This window comes from Nocardia heshunensis (assembly GCF_054782115.1).
This window is the reverse complement of sequence record NZ_BAAGTC010000002.1, coordinates 714,997-739,762: the sequence shown is the minus strand read 5'-3', so window position 1 is coordinate 739,762 and position 24,766 is coordinate 714,997. Positions and strand designations below refer to the sequence as shown.

The 24,766-nt window shown below is 68.3% G+C and carries 26 protein-coding genes; 18 read left to right on the top strand and 8 right to left on the bottom strand.

Translation table 11 applies throughout. The annotated features are described in order from the left end of the window. The first annotated feature begins 7 nt into the window (after positions 1–7). The 4 genes from ACYVN4_RS03500 to ACYVN4_RS03485 all read left to right on the top strand — a co-directional run bounded on the left by ACYVN4_RS03500 (position 8) and on the right by ACYVN4_RS03485 (position 3,543). Positions 8–1,564: an FAD-dependent monooxygenase gene (locus ACYVN4_RS03500; RefSeq protein ID WP_460717744.1), complete on the top strand. Its 1,557-nt coding sequence runs from the start codon at positions 8–10 to the stop codon at positions 1,562–1,564. A gap of 624 nt (positions 1,565–2,188) precedes the next feature. Further along, complete coding sequence (locus tag ACYVN4_RS03495) at positions 2,189–3,079, top strand: helix-turn-helix domain-containing protein (protein ID WP_460717743.1); 891 nt, start codon at positions 2,189–2,191, stop codon at positions 3,077–3,079. Next, positions 3,072–3,278: a DUF397 domain-containing protein gene (locus ACYVN4_RS03490; RefSeq protein ID WP_460717742.1), complete on the top strand. Its 207-nt coding sequence runs from the start codon at positions 3,072–3,074 to the stop codon at positions 3,276–3,278. Before ACYVN4_RS03495 ends, ACYVN4_RS03490 begins: the two co-directional genes overlap by 8 nt. A 40-nt stretch (positions 3,279–3,318) precedes the next feature. Further along, on the top strand, positions 3,319–3,543 hold the full coding sequence (locus ACYVN4_RS03485) for a DUF397 domain-containing protein (RefSeq protein WP_460717741.1): 225 nt from the start codon (positions 3,319–3,321) through the stop codon (positions 3,541–3,543). A 15-nt stretch (positions 3,544–3,558) separates the two neighbouring features. Here the strand turns inward: ACYVN4_RS03485 and ACYVN4_RS03480 are convergent, their stop codons facing one another. Next, positions 3,559–3,897, bottom strand: coding sequence for a hypothetical protein (locus tag ACYVN4_RS03480; RefSeq protein WP_460717740.1), 339 nt, complete (start codon positions 3,895–3,897; stop codon positions 3,559–3,561). A gap of 230 nt (positions 3,898–4,127) precedes the next feature. Here ACYVN4_RS03480 and ACYVN4_RS03475 point away from each other — a divergent pair, with 230 nt between their 5' ends. After that, positions 4,128–4,511, top strand: coding sequence for a hypothetical protein (locus ACYVN4_RS03475; protein ID WP_460717739.1), 384 nt, complete (start codon positions 4,128–4,130; stop codon positions 4,509–4,511). Positions 4,512–4,521: 10 nt separating this feature from the next. Here ACYVN4_RS03475 and ACYVN4_RS03470 read toward each other — a convergent pair whose 3' ends face one another. After that, positions 4,522–4,845 (bottom strand): hypothetical protein, encoded by a 324-nt coding sequence (locus tag ACYVN4_RS03470; RefSeq protein ID WP_460717738.1) that lies wholly within the window; start codon positions 4,843–4,845, stop codon positions 4,522–4,524. Positions 4,846–4,890: 45 nt separating this feature from the next. Beyond that, the gene (locus ACYVN4_RS03465) at positions 4,891–5,739 is read right to left on the bottom strand and encodes a LysR family transcriptional regulator (protein ID WP_460717737.1); all 849 of its coding nucleotides are present in this window, start codon (positions 5,737–5,739) and stop codon (positions 4,891–4,893) included. A 95-nt stretch (positions 5,740–5,834) separates the two neighbouring features. Here ACYVN4_RS03465 and ACYVN4_RS03460 point away from each other — a divergent pair, with 95 nt between their 5' ends. The 5 genes from ACYVN4_RS03460 (at position 5,835) to ACYVN4_RS03440 (ending at position 10,816) form a co-directional block, all read left to right on the top strand. Then, positions 5,835–6,560 (top strand): SDR family oxidoreductase, encoded by a 726-nt coding sequence (locus ACYVN4_RS03460; protein ID WP_460717736.1) that lies wholly within the window; start codon positions 5,835–5,837, stop codon positions 6,558–6,560. 95 nt (positions 6,561–6,655) lie between these two features. Continuing rightward, complete coding sequence (locus ACYVN4_RS03455) at positions 6,656–8,014, top strand: DUF2252 domain-containing protein (protein WP_460717735.1); 1,359 nt, start codon at positions 6,656–6,658, stop codon at positions 8,012–8,014. Positions 8,015–8,167: 153 nt separating this feature from the next. Continuing rightward, the gene (locus tag ACYVN4_RS03450; protein WP_460717734.1) at positions 8,168–8,404 is read left to right on the top strand and encodes a FeoA family protein; all 237 of its coding nucleotides are present in this window, start codon (positions 8,168–8,170) and stop codon (positions 8,402–8,404) included. Continuing rightward, on the top strand, positions 8,397–10,520 hold the full coding sequence (gene feoB, locus ACYVN4_RS03445) for a ferrous iron transport protein B (RefSeq protein ID WP_460717733.1): 2,124 nt from the start codon (positions 8,397–8,399) through the stop codon (positions 10,518–10,520). The genes ACYVN4_RS03450 and feoB overlap by 8 nt, the downstream gene beginning before the upstream one ends. Further along, positions 10,517–10,816 carry a FeoC-like transcriptional regulator gene (locus ACYVN4_RS03440; protein ID WP_460717732.1) on the top strand — a complete coding sequence of 100 codons (300 nt, stop codon included), beginning with the start codon at positions 10,517–10,519 and terminating at the stop codon, positions 10,814–10,816. Before feoB ends, ACYVN4_RS03440 begins: the two co-directional genes overlap by 4 nt. On the opposite strand, the gene ACYVN4_RS03435 is transcribed toward ACYVN4_RS03440, so the two are convergent. Both ACYVN4_RS03435 and hrpB read right to left on the bottom strand, forming a co-directional pair. After that, entirely contained in the window at positions 10,806–11,783 is a 978-nt protein-coding gene (locus ACYVN4_RS03435; protein ID WP_460717730.1) for a quinone oxidoreductase family protein, read from the bottom strand. The genes ACYVN4_RS03440 and ACYVN4_RS03435 overlap by 11 nt on opposite strands. Positions 11,784–11,932: 149 nt before the next feature. Further along, positions 11,933–14,413, bottom strand: coding sequence for an ATP-dependent helicase HrpB (gene hrpB, locus ACYVN4_RS03430; RefSeq protein ID WP_460717729.1), 2,481 nt, complete (start codon positions 14,411–14,413; stop codon positions 11,933–11,935). Between the two features lie 524 nt (positions 14,414–14,937). Here hrpB and ACYVN4_RS03425 point away from each other — a divergent pair. The 5 genes from ACYVN4_RS03425 to ACYVN4_RS03405 are packed head-to-tail and all read left to right on the top strand — an operon-like array spanning position 14,938 to position 18,910. Further along, positions 14,938–15,606, top strand: coding sequence for a hypothetical protein (locus ACYVN4_RS03425; protein WP_460717728.1), 669 nt, complete (start codon positions 14,938–14,940; stop codon positions 15,604–15,606). Between the two features lie 35 nt (positions 15,607–15,641). After that, the gene (locus ACYVN4_RS03420; RefSeq protein ID WP_460717727.1) at positions 15,642–16,019 is read left to right on the top strand and encodes a hypothetical protein; all 378 of its coding nucleotides are present in this window, start codon (positions 15,642–15,644) and stop codon (positions 16,017–16,019) included. Beyond that, positions 16,009–16,485 (top strand): hypothetical protein, encoded by a 477-nt coding sequence (locus ACYVN4_RS03415; protein WP_460717726.1) that lies wholly within the window; start codon positions 16,009–16,011, stop codon positions 16,483–16,485. The genes ACYVN4_RS03420 and ACYVN4_RS03415 overlap by 11 nt, the downstream gene beginning before the upstream one ends. A gap of 2 nt (positions 16,486–16,487) precedes the next feature. Further along, on the top strand, positions 16,488–17,633 hold the full coding sequence (locus ACYVN4_RS03410) for an MAB_1171c family putative transporter (RefSeq protein ID WP_460718355.1): 1,146 nt from the start codon (positions 16,488–16,490) through the stop codon (positions 17,631–17,633). After that, on the top strand, positions 17,591–18,910 hold the full coding sequence (locus tag ACYVN4_RS03405; RefSeq protein WP_460717725.1) for a cytochrome P450: 1,320 nt from the start codon (positions 17,591–17,593) through the stop codon (positions 18,908–18,910). Before ACYVN4_RS03410 ends, ACYVN4_RS03405 begins: the two co-directional genes overlap by 43 nt. A gap of 1 nt (position 18,911) precedes the next feature. On the opposite strand, the gene ACYVN4_RS03400 is transcribed toward ACYVN4_RS03405, so the two are convergent. Then, positions 18,912–19,532: a VOC family protein gene (locus ACYVN4_RS03400; RefSeq protein ID WP_460717724.1), complete on the bottom strand. Its 621-nt coding sequence runs from the start codon at positions 19,530–19,532 to the stop codon at positions 18,912–18,914. 166 nt (positions 19,533–19,698) lie between these two features. Between ACYVN4_RS03400 and ACYVN4_RS03395 the strand changes: the two genes are divergently transcribed. Further along, complete coding sequence (locus tag ACYVN4_RS03395) at positions 19,699–20,547, top strand: DUF4436 family protein (protein WP_460717723.1); 849 nt, start codon at positions 19,699–19,701, stop codon at positions 20,545–20,547. On the opposite strand, the gene ACYVN4_RS03390 is transcribed toward ACYVN4_RS03395, so the two are convergent. Next, complete coding sequence (locus ACYVN4_RS03390; protein ID WP_460717722.1) at positions 20,544–21,827, bottom strand: cytochrome P450; 1,284 nt, start codon at positions 21,825–21,827, stop codon at positions 20,544–20,546. The genes ACYVN4_RS03395 and ACYVN4_RS03390 overlap by 4 nt on opposite strands. Before the next feature lie 274 nt (positions 21,828–22,101). On the opposite strand from ACYVN4_RS03390, the gene ACYVN4_RS03385 reads away from it, so the two are divergent. Both ACYVN4_RS03385 and ACYVN4_RS03380 read left to right on the top strand, forming a co-directional pair. Further along, on the top strand, positions 22,102–23,421 hold the full coding sequence (locus ACYVN4_RS03385; RefSeq protein WP_460717721.1) for a chloride channel protein: 1,320 nt from the start codon (positions 22,102–22,104) through the stop codon (positions 23,419–23,421). Between the two features lie 47 nt (positions 23,422–23,468). Continuing rightward, positions 23,469–23,900, top strand: a complete 432-nt coding sequence (locus tag ACYVN4_RS03380; protein WP_460717720.1) for a type II toxin-antitoxin system Rv0910 family toxin — start codon at positions 23,469–23,471, stop codon at positions 23,898–23,900. Between the two features lie 7 nt (positions 23,901–23,907). Here ACYVN4_RS03380 and ACYVN4_RS03375 read toward each other — a convergent pair whose 3' ends face one another. After that, positions 23,908–24,699 (bottom strand): SAM-dependent methyltransferase, encoded by a 792-nt coding sequence (locus tag ACYVN4_RS03375; RefSeq protein WP_460717719.1) that lies wholly within the window; start codon positions 24,697–24,699, stop codon positions 23,908–23,910. Positions 24,700–24,766 lie beyond the last annotated feature (67 nt).

The following is a 24,766-nucleotide window of genomic DNA, read 5'->3' as shown; positions in this document are numbered from 1 at the left end:
ATTTGCCATGCCCGAAAACATCGCAACCACCGATATCGTCATCGCCGGAGCCGGGCCGAACGGACTCCTGCTCGCCTGCGAACTGGCCCTGGCCGGACTCCGGCCGATCGTGCTGGACCGGCTACCCGCGCCCAGCCTGGAGCCGAAAGCCAATGGACTGGCCGGGCAGGTCGCCCGGGTACTCGATATGCGCGGCCTCTACGAGTCGTTCAGCGGTAACTCCGGCGCACCGGTTCCGGTGCCGCGGTATATCTTCGGCGGGATGCCGCTGGATCTCACTGCGGTGCAACCGAATCCGGTACACCTGGTGCTCAAGCCGCAGCCGGAGATGGTGGAGATCCTCACCAAGCGCGCCGTTGATCTCGGCGTGGAGCTGCGCTGGGGACACGGGCTGACCGAGATCGAGCCCACCGCGGACGGGGTGACGGTCGCGGTATCCGGGCCCGACGGGGTCTACCGGCTGACGGCCCGCTTCCTGGTCGGTGCCGATGGCGGAAAGAGCTTGGTGCGCAAGCGAACCGGCATCGAATTCCCCGGCGTCACCTCCGACGGACACGTCGCTCGCACCGGCCACGTCACCGTCCCCGACGGAATGCGTACCGGGGACGGCCGTATCGAGATCCCGGGCGTGGGCACCTTCGGCCTGGGTCACCATCGGCTCGAACGCGGCATCTTCGTCTACGCCGAACTCCAGCCGAACCGGCCGCTCATCGGAACCGTCGAATTCGAAGGCGGCGAACAGTATTCCGACGAGACACCCATGACCTTGGCCGAACTCCAGGACAGCGTCGAACGCGTCATCGGCACCACCCTCCCCCTCACCCCGCCGACCGGCCCCGGCCCCCACAACCTGCGCCGCACCATCGGCCAGAACACCCGCGTCGCCGAGCACTACCGCAGTGGCAATATCTTCCTGCTCGGCGACGCCGCCCACGTCCACTCCGCCATGGGCGGCCCCGGCCTCAACCTGGGCCTCCAGGACACCGTCAACCTCGGCTGGAAACTGGCCGCCGAAGTGCACGGCTGGGCCCCCGAGGGCCTGCTCGACACCTACGAATCCGAACGCCACCCGGTCGCCGACCGCGTCATGATGTACACCCTCTCCCAAGCCGCCCTGGTCTCCCCCGGCCCGGAAATCACCGCCCTCCGAACCCTTTTCGGCGAACTGATGCACCTACCGGCCGTAACCACCCACATCGCCCACCTCCTGGCAGGCTCCGACATCCGCTACGAAGTCGGCGACACCCACCCCCTATCCGGCCACTTCTTCCCGGACAGCGTCATCGAAACCAAAACCGGCCCAACCCGAATCGCCGAACTCCTCCGCCCCGCCCGCCCCCTCCTCCTCACCTTCGATGGCTCCCCCGATCTCCCCACCACTGCGACAGGCTGGACCGACCGCATCACCCTCGTCTCCGCAACCTCCCCCGAACCACCGGCCGCCGCCCTCCTGATCCGCCCGGACGGCTACGTGGCCTGGGCAAGTGACGACGTCACCCCGTCCGACCAGGAATCACTCCACTCAGCCCTGCACCGCTGGTTCGGCACCCCAACCACCGCCTAGCCATACCAAGCGGAAGCACCTTCACCCGAACTGCCTTCGCTTCGCAGCCACCGCCAACCGGCCACGAGCACTGATCTCCCAGCACCCGTGGCCGGACCCGGCGACAACAAGCCCACGAGCCCTCAACCGCACCAACGCATTCCGCGTGCTCCACCCACTCAACACCGCTTCCCGCTGAATCTGCCCCACCGTCAACCGGTCAGCAGAGCCAAGAACATTCAGCACCGCGAATTCCGCCGTGGTCACGCCACCCTCCCTCGGCTCCGATGTGCACGAAAGATGCTGTATACGAATATGTTCGGATGCTTCGTGGTTACCGCCCGATGCCGCCCGCGATGTGAGCGCGTGGCAGGCGGATGCGTTTCGCGGTAGGACCCCCACACCGCCCACACGATGACGGCGAGACAGAGCCCGAGAATCGACAACAGCGCCCAGGTGTCCCAGCGCATTACAGCATCTCCCAGAAGTTGCATGGATTGATGCTCGCCGTCCGGTCGATCGGGTCTCAGCTCAAATCGGAAGATGCGATTCACAATTTCCGAAACACCATGACACCTCCCGTTTTACGTGCGAACATCGTTCCAGAACGGAAGCCAATGCCCTTTCGAAACGGAAGGAAGCAGCATGCCGAGCGTGGGCCAGACACTGCCACTCCACCAACTTGGGCGCCGACTCCGACAGTGGCGCGAGGAAACGGGCTACAGCCTGGAGAAGGCGGCATCGAAGGTGCCCGGGATGAGCCAGACCGCCTTACATCGGTTGGAGAAGGGGATGAAGGCCAAGCCGAATCCCCGTGATGTCAGGGCGATCTGCGAGCTTTACGGCGTCCGTCGAGACCTTATCGACGGCGCAGTGGGGCTCGCGATGCAAGCCGCCCAAAAGGACTGGTGGTGGCACTCTTACGGCGACCTCATCCCGGAGGGATTCGGTGTGTACGTGGCGCAGGAGACAGCCGCCGAAACACTGATCTCGCATCAGCCCAATCTCATTCCCGGCCTGCTACAGACACCGAGCTACGTTCTGGCGCTCCTTCGTCGGGCTCTGCCGGACACGGAGCCAGACGAGTTCGAGCGGCTCGTCCAGATCCGAGCACACCGAAAATCCATCCTGACCAGACCAGAACCCGTTGTGATGGATGTGATCATCGGGCAGGCCGCCCTGCACCACATCGTGGGAAGCCCCGCGACCATGGCTGATCAGCTGCGGCACCTGACCGAGATGAGCGCCCTGCACGACAACATCCGCCTTCGAATCCTCCCCTTCAAAGCGGGATTTCCCTGCGGAGTCAGCATGCCGCCGTACGTGATCCTCGACTTCGGCACCACCGCGGACGCGCAACCCGTCGAACCGCGCACGGTGTTCCTCGAGAATGTGGTCGGCGGAATCTACCTCCGCAAGCCCGACGACGTGGAGTTCTACGACCGCGCCCATCGCACCGCCAAAGAAGCCAGCCTTGACGTCAAAGCCAGCCAGATCCTCATTGCCCAACTCGCAAAGGACTACGATCGTGAATAGCGAACTATCCCAAGCAAACTGGTTCAAGAGCAGCCGCAGCCAACCCCAGGGCGAGTGCGTCGAGATCGCCTTCCTCGACGCCGACCGCATCGCCGTCCGCGACTCCAAGAACCCATCCGGCCCAGTCCTGACCTTCGCTCCGAGCGAATGGGACGCTTTCACCGTCGGCGTCAAAGGCGGCGAGTTCGACCACCGCTGACCCATGCAGCCAGGGACATCAGCCCAAGGAGATAGCGTCCATGCACAACCTATCCGGCACCGATCCACGAGTACGCAACGCGCACTTCAAGAAGAGCAGCCGCAGCGGAAACGGTCCCGACTGTGTGGAAGTCGCCTTCCTCCCTGACGGCGACATCGCTGTCCGCCACTCGCAAGCCCCCGAGGGCCACGTGCTCGTCTACACCCCCAGTGAATGGGATGCCTTCACCCTCGGAGTCAAAGGTGGCGAGTTCGACCGGCGCTGAGATGTCGCTCGGCGGTCAAATGGTCCAGGTGAGGGGGTAGTGGGCGTAGGTGGCGGTCTCGGCGGTGAAAGTTACGCCTATTGCTCGGAATTCGTCGCGGGCTCGGATGCGCATTTCTTTCAGGTCGTCCATCTGCGACGCGTGCTCTTGGGAGTCCCAGACGCTGATTTGGGAGAGCGAGCCGTCGGGGGAGACGCCCGCGAACCAGTGGAGTAGGCCGGGGAGGCTTTGGATGGCCGGGATCAGGTATTCCGCGGTCTTCTTGTCGGCTTCGACTACCGCGTCGTACAGGCTCGGGTCGAAGGTGACCCGGCCGACGCGGACCACGGCGGTTGCGGGCAGCGACTCGGTCATCGCGATTCCTCTCCAGGATGCTGACAGTTCTTGCTTGCCAGACGATTCCATGATCAGGACGTGGGGATCAATGGCGTTCTTCGGAGGGACCGATAAACCTCGCTAATGAGCCTGCCCGACTGCCTCGGAAGAAATGGCGGAAGTATGACGGGTGCCCGGCTCGATGGCGGGCGGGGACGGGGCGGTGCTTCACTCGAATGATTGATAGTTCAATCATGTAGGAGTGCAGCATGCTTCGAAGATCGTTGGCGGTTTGCGCGCTTGTCGTCGGGGTGGGGCTCGTCCTCGCGCCCGAGGCTGCGGCGTATGACGGGATCACCGGGCAGTTGGTGACCGTGATCGCCGATCCGAGTGATCCGACGCCGATTCCGAAGGTTCTCAGCGACAACGACTTCTATTCGGGTTACTGCCTGACCTATGTCGGGAATTTCGCGGTGGCGGTCACCAACAACACCAATGAAACCCTGTACGTGTACGGCGATGACACGTGTACTCCGACACGGCAGGTTGCGGTGCTTCAGCCGGGCGAATCCGCTTCGCTGCTGACGACTCCCGGGTGGGGGTTCACCTTCGGCGATCCCGCCTACGCGGGCGAGGAACACGTCCCGTTCTAGCGGCGATCGATCAGGCCGGGGTTGGTTTGACGGCGATGCTGTGCACAGCCTCGGTCGATGTCTCGTTGTCGGCGCCGTAGACCGTGAGCCCTACCCGGCGGACGGTTCGCAAGGGAGTCTCGGGCAGGACGAGCGTGATCGACGCGCTCTGCGCCTGCTGCTCAAAATCCGGATTGCTCGCCAGCAGGGTCGCGTCCGGCGTCCAGTGGTAGCGGAGCGGCGCATTGCCGGGGCGGGAACCACTGCCGTCGAGGGTGATCGCCCGGCCGCTGTATCCCGTTGTCGGGCCGGTGATGACCGCTCGGATGCCGGTGTTCCTGTCGGGCGAAGCCATGAGCGCGATCGTATGGCAGGCGATTTTCGGCTCGGCCGGGAGGTATCAGAGGCGGGTCGCGGTGCGGACCAGGGCGGCTACCGGCAGGGAGCGGCTGTGGGTCGGCCAGGCGATGACCGTGGTGACCATGGGAGCGTCGAGAACTTCGACGGCTGCGTGGCCGTCGCGGAGGTGCGGGCGGGCGGATTCCGGCAGGATCGCGCAGGCTCGGCCGAGGGCGATCATCTGCAGCAGTTGGGTGTGGTCGCGAACCATGGGGCCGGGGCCGTCACGGTAAGTACCGTCGGGGCGCGGCCAGCGGGGCATCGGTAGGCCGGGCAGCGCCTTGATGTCGGCCATGTGCACACCGTCGCGGCCGGTGAGGGGGTGGCCGGCGGGCAGGACGACGAACTGTCGTTCCACCGAGAGTTCCTCGGTGTCGAATCCGGCGGTCGAGTCGAACGGGCGGTGCAGCAGCGCCACATCGGCGCGGCCGTCGCGCAGCAGGCGTTCCTGTTCGCCGGGCCCGCAGAGCTGAACGTCGATGGCGACCGCACCGGGTTCCGCGGCGTAGGCGTCGAGCAGTTTCGCCAGCAGCTCGGCGGAGGCACCGGCCTTGGTGGCCAGCACGATCCCGGGCTCACCGGTCGCGACGAGGGCGGCGCGGCGGGTGCGGCGTTCGGCGGCCTCGATCGCGTCCAGGGCGGCCAGGCCCTCCTGCAGCAGCACCGTGCCCGGGTCGGTGAGCGTCACCCCGCGGCTGGTGCGCTCGAAAAGCGTTGTCCCGAGCCGTCTTTCGAGTTGGCTGATGGCTCGCGACAGCGGGGGCTGTGCCATGCCGAGTCGCTGCGCGGCCCGGCCGAAATGCAATTCCTCCGCGACCGCGACGAAGTACCGAAGCTCTCGCGTCTCCACGTAGCCACTCTACTCAGGGTCGATACCCCTGGGGTATGGCCGCCCACCCGATCGGTGTTGGAGCTACCCCGGTGTCCAGGAACAGGATTGATCACATGAGCGAAAACACGATCGCGCTGGTCACCGGCGCAAACAAAGGTATCGGGTACGAAATCGCGGCGGGCCTGGGCGCGCTGGGCTGGACCGTCGGGGTCGGCGCCCGCGACGACGTGCGCCGCGAGGAGGCCGTAGCCAAGCTGCGCGCCGCCGGCGTCGACGCGTTCGGGGTGCCGCTCGACGTCACCGACGACGCCAGCGTCACCGCCGCCGCCCGCCTGATCGAGGACCGCGCCGGACGCCTCGACGTCCTGGTCAACAATGCCGGAGTCACCGGCAGCATGCCGCAGGCCCCGACCGAGGTCGACCCCGACACGGTGCGAACGGCAGTGGAAACCAACGTGATCGGCGTCATCCGCGTCACCAACGCCCTCCTCCCCCTGCTGCGCCGCTCCCCCTCACCCCGCATCGTCAACATGTCCAGCTCCGTCGGCTCCCTCACCCTGCAATCCGCCCCCGGCGCGGAGATCGGCCCCCTCTCCGCCGCCTACTCCCCCTCGAAATCCTTCCTCAACGCCGTCACCATCCAGTACGCCAAGGAACTCCAAGACACCAACATCCTCATCAACGCCGCCTGCCCCGGCTTCTGCGCCACCGACCTCAACAACTTCCGCGGCACCCGCACCCCCCAAGAAGGCGCAGCCATCGCCCTCCACCTGGCCACCCTCCCCGACACCGGCCCCACCGGCAGCTTCTTCGACGACTCCGGCGTCGTCCCCTGGTAGTCGCCGCCAAGGTCGGGAGTACTCAGCGCGGAGAATCGGACAGAATTCCGCAGTGATTACTCCCTGATCTTGATGGGGGGCTTTAGAGTTTTGGGATGTCGACATCCGAGGCGGGGGCAGAGGTCGGGCGGGCGGCGCGAAAGCGGGTGCCGCGGTCTTCGTTGGGGGAATGGAAGGCGGCGGCGGATCGGGTGGATCCGGTGTCGGTCCTGGAGCAGCAGGCTGAGACCCGGGTTCCCGAGCTCGTGAAGATTCGGTATGCGCGGATGGCTGCGGGGCAGTTCCCGTTCTATCGGGGTGCACCCGCGATCATGGCGGGGGATCTTGCGGGTGGGGAGAACACCGGGTTGATGGTGCAGTTGTGTGGGGATGCGCATCTGTCGAACTTCGGGTTGTTCGCTTCGCCGGAACGGTCGTTGGTGTTCGATGTCAATGATTTCGACGAGACGTTGCCGGGGCCGTTCGAGTGGGATGTGAAGCGGCTGGCGGCAAGTGTGGCGGTGGCGGCTCGGGCCAATGGGTTCACCGAGGCCGAGGCGGGTTCGGCGGCAGTCGCAGCCGCGCAGGCTTATCGGGAGGCGATGGCTCGGCTGGCGGCGCTCGGGGAGACCGACGTCTGGTACGAGAAGGTCGATGCGGAGCAGGTGTCGGAGCTGCTGAAGCCGAAGGATCGCAAGCAGACCGAGAAGGTGATCAGTAAGGCGCGGTCGCGGACCAGTTTGCAAGCGCTCGACAAGCTCACTGAGACCGGGCCCGATGGCGAGCCGCGCATCAAGGCGGATCCGCCGTTGGTCATGCCCGTGCCGAAAGAGCTGCACACGGAATTGAATTCGGTGCTGTCGGACTATCGGGCGACCCTGCCCGAGGAACGGCGCGTGCTGCTGGATCGGTACGAATTGCGGGATATCGCCATGAAAGTCGTGGGTGTGGGCAGTGTGGGGACGCGCTGCTTCATCGCGCTGCTGACCGGACGCAATACCGGTGATCCACTGTTCCTGCAGGTGAAGCAGGCCGAGGATTCGGTGCTGTCGAATCACCTGCGCGCCAGTCAGTTCCGGCATCAGGGGCATCGGGTGGTGCACGGGCAGCGGCTCACCCAGTCGGCCGGTGACATCTTCCTGGGCTGGGCGACCGGGCCCGACGGGCTGTTCTACTACTGGCGGCAACTGCGAGACATGAAGGGCTCCTTGGTCATCGACGACATGTCGGCGGCGCAGCTGCATCAGTACGCGGGCCTGTGCGGGCACACGCTCGCCCGCGGACACGCGCGTTCCGGCGATCGGGTGGCCATCGCGGCGTACCTGGGCGGCAATGACGTGTTCGACAAGGCCATGGGCGAATTCGCGCTGGCGTATGCCGATCAGACGGTGGCCGATCACGAATCCCTGTTGGCCGCCATCGAATCCGGGCGCGTGGTGGCGGCCGCGAACGGAGCCGGCGACAAGGACGAGTAAAGGGACGAATGTCCCAAACCGGACGTGATTAGCGCGGTATAGCTAATTCTCAGTAGCCTCTTAAAATTGGTCATTAGGTTCCCCTAACGCACAGACGCTCCAGCTCCCAGGGATCGTTCGGGATTCACCACGACCGGTTGAAAGAGGTTCGCCTTGAGCTCGCTGATCGACAGCAAACCTGGAGAGACTTTCCGGATCGGAGAGCTTCGACTCCTGGGTCGACAGCGCAGGCGACTGCTGGAGATGGGATTGATCCCGGGCGCACCGGTGAGCGTGTCCGCGATCGGCGTGTGCGGTGGGCGCATTCTGCGCGTCGGCGAGGCCCGCGTCGCGGTGGACCGGGCCACCGCGCGGGCGATCGGCGTGGCACGGGAATCCGCGCATGAGTGAATCCTGCTGCGGCACCGGTAATTCCGTTCCCACCGCCAAGTCCTCCGGGTCCACCGCGACCCTGGCCGGAGCCGCCACGGTCGTGCTGGTCGGCAATCCGAACGTCGGCAAATCGACGCTGTTCAATGCCGCCACCGGCGCCCGGCAGCGGGTCGGCAACTGGCCCGGCACCACCGTCGAGGTGACCGAGGGCCCCTGGAAACTCGCGCCCGACACCACGATTCGCCTGCTGGACCTGCCCGGCACTCACAGCCTGCTGCCCGCCGCCCCCGACGAGGCCGTCACCCGCGACGCCCTGCTCACCGACTCCGGACCGGACCGGCCGGACCTGGTCGTCGCCGTGGTGGACGCCGCCAATCTGGCCCGCAGCCTGTATCTGCTGTCGCAGATCCTGGAGACCGGGGTGCCCACCGTGGTCGCCATGACCATGACCGATGTGGCGGCCGGACGCGGCGCACCCGTCGACGCCGAGCGGCTCGCGAAAGTGCTCGGGGTGCCGGTGGTTCCACTGGTGGCCCGTGGTGGCACCGGCGTCCCCGCGCTCGCGGCGGCGGTCGATGCGGCACTGACGGACCGCAGCACACCCGTCGCACCGCACCTGGGCGAGGATGTGGAGACCGCCATCGCGGCGCTGGAACCACTACTGCCCGAACACTATCCGGCGCGCTGGCTGGCGCTGGCCCTGCTGGCCGGGGATACCCCGCCTGGTGTCCCCGCCGGGCTGGCCGCCACCGCCCGCACCGCCCTGGCCGAATCCGGCGACGAACCAATGGATTCCGAGGACGATGGCGAGATCCTCATCGCCGAACGCCGCTACGCCTGGGCTCACGATATGCGCACGGCCGTCGTCTCCGACGCCGAGCACCGCACCACGCGCAGCGATCGCGTGGATCGCATCGTCACCCACCGCTGGCTGGGCGTCCCCATCTTCCTGGGCGTCATGTGGCTGGTGTTCGAGCTGACCACCACGGTCGCCAAGCCGCTGCAGGACGCGCTGGGCGGCTTGTTCACCGGCCCGGTAGCCGATGCGGCGGCGGACTTTCTGAAGACACTGCACGCACCGCAGCCATTGATCGGACTGGTGCACGACGGCTTCATCAACGGTGTCGGCCAGGTGCTGAGCTTCGTGCCGCTGATGCTGATCATGTTCGTTCTGCTGGCGCTGCTGGAGGATTCGGGCTACATGGCCCGCGCGGCCTTCGTCGCCGACCGGCTCATGCGCGCCATCGGCCTGCCCGGCCGGGCGGTGCTGCCGCTGATCGTCGGCTTCGGCTGCAATGTGCCCGCCATCGCCGGGACCCGGGTGCTGTCCAATCCGCGGCATCGGCTGCTGACGGCACTGCTTATCCCGTTCACCAGTTGCAATGCGCGACTGGTGGTCTACGTGCTGCTGGCGGGGATCTTCTTCGGCAGCCAGGCCGGGACGGTCGTGTTCGCCATGTACCTGGCCTCCATCCTGTTGGTGGTCGGCATCGGATATCTGTTGCGCACCATCATGTTCCGCGACATGGCCGACGAGCCGTTGGTGCTCGACCTGCCGCCCTACCGCCGTCCGAGCCTGCCCGTGCTGGGGGTGCACACCTGGCAGAAGATGCGCGGGTTCCTCACCACGGCCAGCGGCATCATCGTCGCCACCGTCACCGGTATCTGGCTGCTGGCCTCGATTCCGGTGGGCGGCGGCAGCTTCGGTGAGGTGCAGCCCGAGCACAGTGCGCTGGGCGCGGTGTCCTCGGCGGTCTCGCCCGCGTTCGCGCCCGCCGGATTCGACGACTGGCATGCCGGGGCGGCGCTGGTGAGCGGCTTCGTCGCGAAAGAGGCCGTGGTGGCCACCATTTCGCAGTCGTACAGCATGGCCGATCCGGGTGACGGCCCCGCCGACGCGCCGCTGTCGGACCAGTTGCGCGAGACCTTCCGGCACTCCTCGGGCGGGCACACCATTCCCGCGGTACTGGCGTTCATGATGTTCCTGCTTGCCTACACGCCGTGCATGACCACACTCGCGGTGTTGCGCAACACCATCGGGATGCGCATGACGCTCATGAGTGTGGCCCTGCAGTTGTCGGTGGCGTGGCTGCTGGCGGTCGCGGTCTTCCAGATCGGGCGGATCTTCTGGTGAGCGCACCGACGACCGTCAGCCCGCTGCGCCGGGTCCTGGCCGAGATCACCGAATCCCGTGGGGAATTCAGCCTCGACCAGGTGGCGCGGCGGGTGGGCGTCTCCCGCGACGAAGCCCAGGCCATGGTCGACTACTGGGTCCGCAAGGGGCGACTGTCGGTGGAGCAGATCGGATCGGGCTGCCCGGCCACCGGTTGTGGCGGCTGCGCACAGACCGGCTGCAGCACCGGAACGAAAGGCGGCGGACCGAAAGGCCCGGTGCTGCTGGCGATCACGCCACGGCGGCTCAGGGATTGACGGCGATCACCAGCTTGCCGGTGGAGGTGCGGCCCGCCATCAGGCGGTGCGCCTCGGCCGCGTCGGCGAGCGCGAACTCCGCCGTGATCGGCAGCTCGACCTTGCCGGAAGTCGCCAATTCGAAAGCCTTGGCGGCGATTTCGTGCAGGATGTCCGGGGCGGCGATGCTCAGGCCCAGGATGGAGAAGCCGGAGACCGTGCGGCCCTGCGGGAGCAGATCGCTCGCGCCGACCTGCCACGGGGCCTCGCCGCCCGCATTGCCGAAGGAGACCAGGCGGCCGAAGCGGGCCAGGGATTCCAGTGTGCGGCGCAGGGTTTCACCGCCGACCGAATCCAGCGCCAGATCGACGCCGCGGCCGCCGGTGGCCGCACGAACATCGGCGTCGAAGGTCCCGTTGAGGAACGCCTCGTCGTAACCGTAGCCGCGCGCGTACTCCACCTTGGACGGGCTGGACACCACGCCGTAGACGGCCTTCGCGCCACCGAGCTTGGCGATCTGCGCGGCCACCGTGCCGACGCCACCGGCCGCGGCCTGCACCAGCACCGTGTCACCCGGCTGCAGGCGGCCGACGGTGTGCACCAGCGCGTAGGCGGTCGGCAGCACCGTGGGAAGCGTTGCGGCGGTGCGCAGATCGACGCCCTCCGGCACCGGGAACACGGTGGCCGCGGAGACCACCGCGACATCGGCGTACGCGCCACCGTCGGTGATGGCCGCCACCGGCTGACCCACGGCCAGCCCCTCGACCCCCTCACCCACCGCGCGCACCCGGCCGGACAGCTCCAGACCCGGCACGAACGGCAGCCCCGGCACCCGATACCCGACCGCGCGCGCCTGCAGGTCGGCGAAATTCAACCCCACATACGCCACATCGATGGACACCTGCCCCGCACCGGGTTCCGGCACCGCCAACTCCACCGACTTCAAGACCTCCGGCCCGCCGAATTCGTCGAATCGAATCGCACGCATGCCGCCACACTCCCTCTCGCCCGCTCACCGGGCGTTTCGAACCACATCCGCATCCGCACGCCGGACGCACCGCAGTCCAGCATCCCCGAACCCCGCCCTATTCCACCAAGTCCCACATCAGCAATCGCCCCACAGCTGACCCATTTGCGTCATCGCTCAGCCGGGCGCTGGGCGTTGCGGGCGGTGCCGCGGTGGGCGGTGACGGTGGTGGGGTCTTCGGGCCAGGCGTGTTTGGGGTAGCGGCCGCGGAGGTCGGCGCGGACCTGGGGCCAGCCGGTGCGCCAGAAGGAGGCGAGGTCGGCGGTGACGGCTACCGGGCGCTGGGCCGGGGAGAGGAGGTGCAGGAGGATCGGGACTCGGCCGCCTGCCAGGCGGGGCGGGTCGATCCAGCCGAAGATCTCCTGGACCTTGACCGCTAGGACCGGAGGGTCGGCGGAGTAGTCGAGGCGGATGTGGCTGCCCGAAGGCACCTCCAGGCGCTCGGGGGCGAGCTCGTCCAGGCGGGCGGCCTCGGGCCAGGGCAGCAGGCGGCGCAGGGCGGTTCCGGCGGCGGCGCGTTCCAGATCGGTGCGGCGGCGGGCGGCGGAAAGCTCTGGGCCGAGCCAGGTTTCGGCCGTGGCGAGCAGGGTGTCGTCGTCCACGGCCGGCCAGGGATCACCGAGCGCGCGATGCAGGAAATCCAGGCGCTGCCGCAGCGAGCGGGCATCGTCGTCCCAGCGCAGCAGGTCCAGGCCGGTGGCCCGCAGGCCGCGCAGCAGGGCCGCGGACACCAGCGCCGGATCGGGATCGCGCAGCGGCCGCTCCGACAGCACGATCGCACCCAGGCGTTCCACCCGCCGCGCCACCAGATCGCCGTCACGCCAATCGACTTCGTCGACCGTCTCCAGCAGATTCGCGGCAGCCTGCCGAGCCAGTTGCTCATCGGCCTTGGCCGCCAACCGGATTCGCCCCTCCGACTGCCCGGGATCACGCCCGGCGACCGCGACCGCCAGCCATTCCGCATCCCCGAGCCCGCTGCCCGGCGGCAGCGTGACAGCGGTGCCGCCCGCCATGAGATAGCTCGACGACCCCGCCGCCCGCCGACGCGCCACCCGCTCCGGATAGGCCAGCGCCGCGATCAACGCCGGATCGTCGCCACCCGAAACACTCGTATCCTGCTTCCCGGTAGGGGAATTCGGGCTGGCGAGCTTGGCCAGGCGTTGGGCTTCGCGCTGCCAGCGGGCAGGGCGTTGGGAGCGCAGGGTTCGTATGGCGGCGACCAGGTCGATGCCGGGGGCGAGGGTGTCGTCGTCGAGGAGGGCGATCACCTCGGCGGCGGCCCGGGGTCCCATCTCGGCCGCGCCGTCGAGCAGTGCGCGGGCCAGGCGTGGGTGTAGACCGACGGCGGCCATGCGGCGGCCGCGATCCGTCACTGCCCCATGGTCGTCCACCGCATCCAGGGCGCGGAGCACGGCCCGACCCGCTGCGAGGCCGCCGGCCGGGGGCGGGTCCCACCAGGCCAGGCCCTGGCCGTCGGCGGTGCCCCAGCAGGCCAGTTCCAGTGCCAGGCGGGTGAGGTCGGCGGTGCGGATCTCCGGTTCCGGGTAGGCGGGCAGGGTGGCGTGCTCGTATTCGGGCCAGCAGCGGAAGGCGTGGCCGGGGCCTTCGCGGCCCGCGCGGCCGGCGCGCTGTTCGGCGACGGCGGCCGAAACCCGTACGGTCGCAAGGCCGGACAGCCCGCGGCGGTGGTCGATGCGCGGTACTCGCGCCAGCCCGGAGTCCACCACGGCACGCACGCCGGGCACGGTCAGGCTGGATTCGGCGACGGCGGTGGACAGCACCACGCGGCGCCGCGGACCCTGTCGCAGCGCGGAGTCCTGGGCGGCCGCGGCCAACCGTCCGTGCAGCGGCAGCACATCCACATCGCGTAGGCCCGAAAGCAATTCGGCGGTGCGGCGGATCTCCCCCGCCCCCGGCAGAAACACCAGAACGTCATCGGCGGTGTTCGCCAACGCCATTCGCGTGACCCGCGCCACCTGCTGCTCGATCCGCTCCCGGGGCAGCGCGGGCACATAGTCGAACTGCACGGGGTAGGCGCGACCCCGAACGTGGAGCACCAGCGCGGGCTCCGCAGCACCGAGCAGGACCGAAAGCCGGTCTGCGGCAACGGTTGCCGAGGTGGCCAGCACCCGCAGGTCCGGACGCAGTCCGGCGCGCGCGTCGAGCAGCAATGCCAGCAGCAGGTCGGCGTCCAGATGCCGTTCGTGGCACTCGTCGAGCACCACGACGTCCACCCCGCTCAGTTCCGGATCGTTCTGCAGTCGCCGCACCAGCAGCCCGGAGGTCACCACCTCGATCCGGGTGCCTGATCCGACCTTACGATCCCCGCGCACCGAATAGCCGACGGTGCCGCCGACCTGCTCACCCAGCAGCGCGGCCATCCGTGCGGCGGCGGCGCGGGCGGCCAGCCTGCGCGGTTCGGCCACCACTATCCGGCCCGGGGTCGCGGCCGCCAGCGCCAACGGCACCAGGGTCGTCTTACCGGTGCCCGGCGGTGCGACCAGCACGGCGGTGCCGCGGTCGGCGAGGGTGCCCGCGATCTCGTCGAGAGCCGCGCGAACGGGCAGGTCGGGAAGGTCGGGAAGGATCATGTCCGCCCCAGTCTGCCGGGCGTGCGGGCCGGTGGCCAAGCCGGGCGCGGGGCACGAGCGACGGACCGCATTCCGCGTTGACGCCTCGCGAAATCACATCACGAATCGCAACTGATTGCGGTTCAGTCGATTTCGTTTCACCCCGGGGGGTTGCGCCGGGGCCGGGGTGTATCCGTATAGTCGTGGCCGGGCAACCTGTTCACTCCCCCCCGAACAGTGTTGACCCGTATCGGTGGCTTCGGCCACTTCGATAGGTGACGTCGCCGGGCCAACTCCCCCCCTTCGCCCGGCGACGTTGCTCATTCCGGGGTCGTTCGGGGCCCGCTTCGGGAACGTGCACGGCGGACGACACCCACCTGCCGCATGCCGATCCATCCCCTCCACTGTCCAGATCGGACCCTGGCCGTCGATGCCGTCCGCGAATCTGAGACTAGGCCAGCCGACGTCCCGTCGCAATAAAATCGGTAGAGAACGACTGACCTATTGTGCCAAGTCCCGCCCACAATCGGGTAAAATCGGTATACATGCGACCCGAGTACGCCACGTTTCTCGCAGCCTGTGTGCGAGAGCGGCGACGCGAGCTCAACCTCAGCCTCGACGATGTGATCGCGGCGGGCGGGCCGACCAAGCGCACCCTGGTCCGCGTGGAGGCCGCGGACCTGGGCCCGAGCCCCAAACCCGTCACCTTCCGCCGCCTCGATGCCGCCCTGGCCTGGGGCGAAGGCGGTGCCGCCCGGGCCTATTGGAGCGGTGAGAAGCCGCAGCCCGCGCCCGTCGGTCGTCCGCTCGACCCGGGTACCGCGGTGGTTGCCGTGCCCGCGGCGCTGGCGCTGGGCCTGTTCGAGGCGCAGGTCGAGGTGAATCGGGTCGCCGGGCAGGAACCCGCCGACCCGGCGCAGCTGCGTGCCGCCGTGGCCGGGCTCAATGTCGAATGCGGCCGCCTGATCGGCCTTTACCTGACCGACCTGCTGGAACGTAATCGCGACGGCGACGGGTCGATGCCGCCGTTACTCGAACGGGCCTTCGCCGGGCTGCTGGACGGACGGGTGTCGCCGGAGGATCCCGATTACGAGGACAAGCTCTACCGTCGCTGGCTGATCGGACGCACAGCCGAGATACCGGACCACCTGGCAGGTAGATTCGGGGCCAGACTTCGGCAGGCACGAAAGAACGCAGGAGAAGGCCCGCAATGAATCTCGTCGCGACTCGAGTCGACCGATTATGCAGGTTGCTCGGAGCACGCGACGACAATGCCGAACAGAATGCCCTGATCGCCGAACAGACCGCGCAGGTGCTGGGCCGCCCGGTCACCGCGGCCGAGATCGCCGACGCCCGCGCGGAAACCGGCCGTCCCACCTCGGATCTGCTGCGCGCCCTGGCGATCCAGTTCGAAGTCGATCCGCGATATCTGCTGGACCCGGACACCGAACCGATGCGCACCCTCGATCACAAGCTCGCCATTCTCGACACCGCCCGCACCCTGGGCATCCGGCTCGGCGCGGTGCACTTCCGCGGCGGGGAGTTCTCCGTCGAGGCGCTGGAACTGCTGATCGAGACCACCCGGCAGGCCCGCGCGACCGAGCAGGACGCCGCCCGTGAGCGGTGAGGATCGGCTCGAGTCCCTGATCGCGGGCCTGAGCATTCCGGATCCCTGGGATCTGATCCGGTTCGTCGACGCCGTTGCCGCGCAACGCGGCAAACCCATCAGCCTGGTCGGCCGTTCCGGACTCAAGGCGGCGGGATTCCCCTGCGGGCTGCTCGCCGAGACCGAGGAGCTGACGCTGATCGTCTACGAGGAACGGTCCTCGCGCTACATGGTCGAACACACCGTGCTGCACGAGATCGGCCATCTGCTGCTCGATCACGAGGGTGAGCGGATCCACGACGCGCTCGGCGACTACCTGGGCGGCCTGGTCGGACCGGGTTCGCTGGCGCGGATGGAGACCGCGTTGGCGCGTGGGGTTTTCGGCACCGCCAAGGAACTCGAGGCGGAGGCCTTCGCGAACCTGATCATGCCCGCCATGCGGCGTCGCCCGTTCGCGCCGTTCCGCAATATCTTCGTGCGGGGGTGAGCATGTACCCGCCGCTGCCGCCGTACTCGTCGCTGCCCGAGGCCGCGGCGTGGCCGCTGTGGACGTTCACCGCGCTGGTGACGGTCGGGCGAATCGTCTGGGTCCGTGACTCTTTCGGTAATCGGCACGTCAACAATGCGCTGATCGGCTCGACCCTGGCCTGGCTGCTGATGATCGCCTCGGCGCAGGAACGCCTCGAACGACTCGATCCGTGGCTGAGCGCGGCCCGGCAGTATCAGCTCGCCAATGCGCTGATGATCCTGGTCACCGCCGAGGCGTATCTGGTGGTCTCGCATGCGCAGCAACGGAAGACGCCGAGCCTGCCGATCGTGTACGCCGCGGCCGGGCTGATGGGTCTCGGATATCTGGTGCTGGGCAGTCCGATCGCCGCGCGCGGCGGGCTGGTGCTGCAGTATCCGGGCTGGCAGGCCGCGCCGATGACCATGCTGTTCGTCATCTTCCCGTACGCCTGCGCGGTACTGATCGTGTCGGCGTCCATCCAGGACCTGCGGGCGCGCCCGCCGTGGAGCGCGCGGGTGTTCTCGCTGCTGTTCCTGGTGATCTTCAGCGGCCTGATCTGGAGTCTCAGTTTCGGGCTCACCACCTCGTTCGTGCTGGCGACCGGGCATGTCAACGCCTTCACCGAGTACGCGGCGCGCACCGACCGCATGGCGTTCGTGGCCGACATCATCGGCTTCACCCCGCTCGCCGCGATTGCCCTGGTGCTGCGGCTGATCGACGCGGTGCGGGGTGATCCGGCCGCGCGGGCGGTGCGGCGCCTGGCACCCTTGTGGGCGGATCTGACGCGGGCCTGTCCCGAGGTGGTCCAGCCGCGTCCCGACGGGGCCGACGTAACCTATCGGCTGCACCGCACGGTCATCGAGATCAATGACGCGATCCTCTGCCTGGCCCCTTACGTGCCGATCGAGAGGCGTACGGAGGCAGCGGATTTCGGCGCCATCGCGCGGGCCCTCACGGCCGCGTGCGCGGTGCGGCAGGACGAGGGGTCACCCGATTCCGCCGCGCCCGCCTTGAACCTGCCCGGCGGCGCCGATCTGCAATCGGAAACCCGTATTCTGTCCGCGCTGTCGAAGGAGTGGTCGAAATGCCAGCCGTACCCCATCCGCCCTGGCGCGTACCACTCGTAGGCGACGCCCTCTCGCTCTCGGCGCGCACCCCGGCGCAGAGCATCACCGAGCACGCCACCGAACTGGGCGACATCTACGAGGTGCGGGTGCTGCGCTATCCGCGCATGATCGTCGTGAACTCGGCCGCGCTCGCGGAACCTGTTCTGGACGACCGTCATTGGACGAAGGTGAACGGTCCGGCGTTCCGGCGACTCGCGCCCATGGCTCCGACCGGGCTGCTGTTCACCGACACCGAGGACGCTGTCTGGCGGCTCGCCCACGACCGGCTGCAACCGGCATTCAGCCGCGCGGCGATGCGGCGGTATCACGCGGCCATGAATCCCGTGATCGCCGAACACATTCGGCGATGGGCTGAACTGCCGCAGCCGATCGATGTCAGCGGCCTCACCCAGGATCTCGCCTACGAGCTGATCACCCGGGCCGGTTTCGGTGCGCGGCTGACCCGGGAGCAGCGGGCGGAATTCGTGGACACCATGTTCGCACTGATCCGGACGACCAACCGCGGCAAGGTCATTCCGTTCCTGGACGCGGTGCTCGGCGTCAATCCGGTACCGCCACACGCGCAGGCGCTGCGCAGGCACGTCGAGATGGTCGTCGACACGGGTGACGGCGAGGCACCACTGTCGGCGGCGCTGGCCGACACCGACCCGGAGCGGGGTGCGCCCCTGACCCGGCAGCAGGTCGTCGATCAAGCCGTCGTCATGCTCATCGCGGGACACGAGACCACGGCGGGGACAGTCGCTTTCGCGCTACACGAGCTATCACTGCATCCCGAGGTGGCCGACCGGGCGCGCGCCGAGCTCGCCGAAACCGGTAGGCATCCTTCGGAATTGGAGTACGAAGACATCGCAGGGCTGCGCTACCTGCGAGCGATCGTCGACGAAACGCTGCGGCTGCACCCGGTCGCGCCCGCCTTCATTCGCGCCGCACGCACCCCGGCCGACCTCGGCGGGCACCGCGTCACGCCCGAGGACTGGGTGTATCTGAATCTGCTTGCCATCCACCGGGATCCGGCCGTGTGGACCGAGCCGGAGCGGTTCGACCCACAGCGCTTCCTGAGCGGGCCGACGCCGCTGACCTACAAGCCCTTCGGCACCGGCGCGCGAGCCTGCATCGGCCGCGCGCTCGCCCTGCACGAGGCGGTGCTGACCCTGGCCCAGCTGCTGCACGAGCACGATCTGGGCCGGACCGGCTACCGCCTCGATATCGAGGAGTTCCCGACGCTGAAGCCGCGCGATCTGACGCTGCGGGTCACCGCTCGCGCGGCAGCCCACTGAATCAGAACAGGACGATAGGGTCGTCCGGGTCGCCGATGCGAGCGATGAGGGCGGCCCGGTTCCCGGCCCGCACGGTGACATCGATGTCGAGCGCCCGCAGTCGAGCCGTCACCGGCTCGGGGTCCGGATGTACGACCTCCAGCCCGAGCAGCGGCACCTCCGGCAGCTCCCCCGCCGGATGATCGGTGTCGCCCCAATCGATGATTGCGGGCACCACCTGCGTCCCCGTGCTCGGCAGCGGAAAGGTCAAGCGCCACCGCAGAACACGGCCGTCGGGGGTCGCCCGCGACAGCGGCGACGGGTCGCCCGGGTCGTATCCGGCGGCCCGCGCCCCGGCCACCGCGGCATCGATATCGTCGACCCGCACCAGCCAGCCCGCCAGCCGCGCCTCGGTCAGCTCGTCGATCCCGAAGGGCCGCGGCAACTCCGGCTCCGGCTGCTCGGTATCCGGCCCGATGATCTCCAGGTACGCGCCATTACCCAGCCCCAGCAGACAGTTCCGGGTACCCCGCCCCGGATGCACCCCACCCGCAACGGGTTTCACCCCGAGCAGTCGTCCCACGGTCTCCACCGTGCCCGCCAGATCCGGCGTCGCCAACACCACATGATCGAGTTCACTCACACCGCAGCACGCTAGAGCCCGCGCCGCCCAACCGACACCGTTGCACTCGAGCGGATCGGAGGCCGCTCGCCACGCGCGTGTTGTCGCTGGTTGACCGGCAGACTCGGCGCGCGGTGCGAGACTTCGATCCACGATCAGACCGGTATCCGACCTACGGAGGCGTGCGGTGCGACGTTTCGACAAGATCGTCTCGGCGGTGCTGGCGGTGACCCTGGTGGCGTTGGGGACGGTGTGCAGTCTGTCGCTGTATCGCCTGCAGGAGGATCACGGCCGACCCGCCTACCTGATCGGCGACCCTGCGCAGACCGACCGGATCGACATCGACGTGGTGGTCGTGCGGGTCGATCCGGCGGCCGGGGAGATGGCGGTGCAGGTGACACCGACACCGCACGGCCGATTCGACGACGGCGGCCGGTTCACCGCCGATACCACCGTCTACACCGCGGGCCTGAAATCGGAGACCATTCAGATCCGTGCGGGTGAGACCATCTCCACCAACGAGATTCGCATCCCGCTGAACAACGGCACCGTCACCGACTATCCCTTCGACGACTACCGCGCGCAGGTGGCCTTCGCCGTGGAGGTGGACGCGCACGAGGTGCCGATGAACGTCAGCCTCTACGGGCTGGACGCCTTCTTCCGCCTGACCCCGCACCTGGCCGCCGAGCAGCACGGGGACGGCTTGAATTCCACGGTCGATGTCGAGCGGTCGGTCCCGTCGGTGGTGTTCGCGCTGTTCGTCATGGCCTTGATGCTCGGCCTGGCGGTGGCCGCGGCGACCGCGGCGTTCTTCGTGCTGCGCGGCCGCCACGGCCTGGTCTGGCCCGCCATGACCCTGATGGCGGCCATGCTGTTCGCCATGATCCCGCTGCGCAACGCGGTGCCGGGGACGCCGCCGATCGGGTCGATCATCGATTTCGGGTCGTTCTTCATCGCGGAAGCCGTTGTCGCGCTGTCGCTCATCTGCACGGTGCTGGTCGGGTATCGGCAGGAGATCGCCGATCGGGAGGGCTAGCGGGCGACGAGGTCGAGGCGCAGGTCGACGGGTTCCACGGCGAAGGTGAAGCGCTCGCGGGGCGGCACGTCCGGGGTGGGCAGCGACAGTTCGAAATCGCGGCACACCATGGTGGCCACGGCCTCGATCTCCAACAGCGCCAGCGCCCGGCCGGGGCAGAAGCGGGGGCCGCCGCCGAAGGGCATGCTGGCCTTGGCATTGTGTGTGCCCGGGTAGTCGGGCAGCCAGCGTTCGGGCCGGAAGGCTTGCGGGTCCTCGAAATTGGCCTCGTCCACGGCCCCGTGGCCCGGCAGCACGATGACCGCGGTACCGGCGGGCACCTCGGTCTCGCCGATCACGGTGGGCCGCAGAGATTCCAGGAACAAGAACGGCGAGATCGGGCGCAGGCGCATCGATTCCGCGATAACGGCGGTGAGATACGGGTGCTGCGCCGCCGTCGATTCCGCCCGGATCCGTTCCCGCACCTCCGGATGCTGGGCCAGGTGGTAGAGCAGCCAGGCGAGGGTATTCGCGGTGGTGTCCTGGCCCGCCACCAGGACGGTCAGTGCCTCGGCGAAAAGTTCTGCGGCGGTGAGGGCTTCGGCGTCGTCGGTGTGCTGGATCAGGGCCTCGACGAAGTTGGTGGGCGTCTCGGCGGTGCGGGCCGCCGCGATCACCGCGTCGACATCGTCGTGGAGTTCGCGCAGGGCGCGGTCCAGGGCACGGTCGGCGGGCAGCTTCAGGTAGCGCCAGTACGGCAGCGGGGCGTTCACGCGCTTGCCGATCATCGGGAAGATGGTCTGCAAGCGCTGCTCGATGGCGTCGCCGCCGCCCTCGAGGGTGTTGAGGTCGTAGCCGAACGCGACGCGCGCCATCACGTCGACGGTGAATCGCATGAGGTCGGCGTGCACGTCCTCGACCGGTTGCGCGCGCCAATGTTTCGCGAGCCGGTCGGTGATGACGTCGACGGTGTCATCGATGCCGCGCAGGCGGGTCGGCGTGAAAGCGGGCGTGACCAGGCGACGCCGACGCTGCCATTCGTCGCCCTCGACCGCGAACAGGCCACCCACCCCGATCTCGGTGAGCACCGACTCGATGGCGCTCAACCGCCGATAGCCGTCGGGTCGTTCCCGCAGAATCCGTTGCACCGCCTGGGTTTCGGCCACCACCACGAACGGCCGCCCGAACAGGGTGAAGCGGTACATCGGGCCGTAGCGGCGACTCCACGCCAACAGCCGTCGATGAATGGTGGATGGATTGCCGAGCAGCCGTAGGCCGTTGGCCACCGGAAGATTCTTCATGGAGCGTCCCCGCCGATTCGTTCGCTGATTTCCCCTACCTACGTCGATCTTGCCGCCCCGACCACGCACGCGCATCACGTCCGGATCATCCCGGTCTGCGACACGGGCCGCAGCCGCGTCCGAATTGCCGGTGTGGTGGCCGCGCAACCGGAGCCGTTCGCCCTATCCTGTGGACGTGCCGCGGCGGAATCCCGGATCCAGACCAGACCATTCCGAACGGCTTCGCAACCCCCGGCCCGTGTTCCGGCGGCGGATGCCGTCCCGGCGCGGCGCCATGGAACAGCCCAACGCCCGCGACGACGGGGCCGCGGCCTTGACGCCGGTGTTCTGGGTCGCGCTCTTGCTGACCGGGGTCGCGACCGGACTCGGCGGGATCGCGTTGATGTGGCTGCTGTTCCACGTCGAGGCGCTCGCCTTCCCCGGCAACGGGACGTATCTGGCGAACGTGGCGGCCGCATCGCCCCTGCGGCGAGTGAACTCCCTGCTCATTGCCGGTGTGGTGGCCGGGATTTCGCTGTATCTGCTGCGCCGCTGGACCCCCGGCGAGAAGACCGATCTGGATGACATCGTGTGGACCGCCTCGGGCGACCTGTCGTTCCGGCGCTGCCTGGGGACCGCGGCCATCTCCGAGGTCGTCATCGGTCTGGGCGCGTCGATCGGACGGGAAGCGGCGACCAAGCTGATGGGCGGCGCGTTCGGCAGCGTGCTGAGTCGCCGCTTCGGATTGAGTGCGGCGCAGCAGCGGCTGCTCATCGCCTGCGGCGGCGGCGCGGGGCTGGCCTGCGTCTACGACGTGCCGCTGGGCGGGGCGTTCTTCACCGCCGAATTGCTGTGCGGCACTACCTCGATCGCGACGCTGCTGCCCGCACTGGCCTGTTCCGGGATGGCGACCATGACGGCGTGGCTCTACCTTCCCAACCGGGCCACCTACCTCGACATCCCCGACTATCACTGGAGTGTGTCGCTGCTGGTCTGGTCGCTGCTGGCCGGGCCGTTCCTAGGGTTGGCTGCCACCGGGTACATCCGGGTCATCGGCTGGATCTCGCACTACCGAGTGACCGGCCGTGTCGCGTTGGTTGCCCCGGTCCTCGCCTTCGGCACCCTCGGTCTGATCGGCATCGCCTATCCGCAGCTGTTCGGCAACGGCCACGGCATTGCCGCGGCCGCCTTCCTCGGGGTGGGCAGCGCCGGATTGTTCCTGGCCCTGGCCATTCTCAAGCCGATCGTCACCGCCCTGTGCCTGGGCAGTGGCGCGCCGGGCGGGTTGTTCACGCCGGTACTGAGTACCGGCGCGGCGTTCGGAGCGGGTACCGGAATCCTGTGGACCGAACTCTGGCCGGGCTCGCCGGTGGGTGCGTTCGCCATGGTCGCGGCCTGTGCTGCCATCGGTTCCGCCATGCAGGCGCCGCTCACCGGACTGGCGCTGATCCTCGAACTCACGCACGGCGGTTTCGGCTTCATGCCGGTCATGATCGCCGCGACCGTGTCCGCGACCCTGGTGGTCCGGCACCTCGACGGCTACTCCATCTATTCCGCGCGGCTGCCCGCGCGCCCGGCCACCACGCCGATCGAGACGCCCGGACTGTCGTCCTGATCACCTCGCGTTCAGTGCTACATCCTGTAGCAGATATCATCGGCCGCGTGGCCAAGCTCAAGGTTTCCGTGGACGTCCCGATCTCGCCCGACCAGGCCTGGTCGCATGCCTCCGACCTGCCCGAACTCGACAAGTGGCTGACCCTGCACGAGGGGTGGCGCGGGCCGGTTCCGGAGGGACTCACCCCCGGCACCCGCCTGATCGGCGTCGCCACCGTCAAGGGCTTCCGCAATCGCGTCACCTGGGTCGTCAAGACCGCCGAACCCCCGAACCGCCTGGTACTCAATGGGTCCGGCATCGGTGGCACCAAATTCGGTATCGAACTGCGGGTTTCGCCCACCGCGACCGGTTCCAAGGTCACCGCCGACTTCGACCTGGGCGGCGCACCCTTGTTCGGCCCCATCGGCTCGGTGGTGGCCCGCGCCCTGCGCGGCGACGTCGAACGTTCCCTCGACCGCTTCGTCCAGCTCTACGGCTGAGACCCGGTCACGGTTTGCGGGCCACGCCGCACCAGCAGGAGACCTTGGCGTCGAAAGCGGCGGAGAACTCGGTGGATTCGCTGCCGAGCCAGCGGTGTGGCGGGACCACTCCGGGGTCGACGAGGTCCAGGCCCGCGAACCAGCCGACGATCTCGTCGTGCTCGCGGACCTGGGCGGGTAGTTTTCGGACGCGGTAGACCTCCTGGGCGGGGAGGACCTGTTCGGGGGCGAAATCGGCGGTGATGACGCAGATTACGAGGTAGGAGCCGGGCGCCAGCGCGTCGAGGAAGGCCGACAGGATGGCTGGGATGTCGGCCTCGACGAAATGCAGCAGGGCGATCATGCTCAGGGCCACCGGCTCGGACAGGTCGAGCGTGTCGACGAGTTCCGGTGCCCGCAGGATGGATTCGGGATCGGTGACGTCGCCCTGGATGTAGGTGGTGGCCCCGGACTCGCTGCCCATCATGAGCGCCCGCGCGTACGCCAGCACCACCGGATCGTTGTCCACGTAGACCACCCGCGAATCCGCCGCGACCTCCTGCGCGATCTGATGCAGGTTGGGTTCGGTGGGAATCCCGGTGCCGATATCGAGGAACTGGCGAATCCCCGACTCCGCCAGAAACCTGGTACTGCGATGCATGAACTGCCGATTCACCCGGGCCGCGGTCCGAATATTCGGCCACACCTTCAGGATTTCCTCGGCTGCCTTCCGATCGGCCTCGTAGTTGTCCTTGCCGTCGAGAAAGTAGTCGTACACGCGGGAGGTATGCGGCTTGTCCAGTGGGATCTCTCCGTCCATGCGAGCACCACAATCGCCTGATCGACCGCAAACCTACCCCGACAGGCTAATCCGCCCGCCGCCGGAC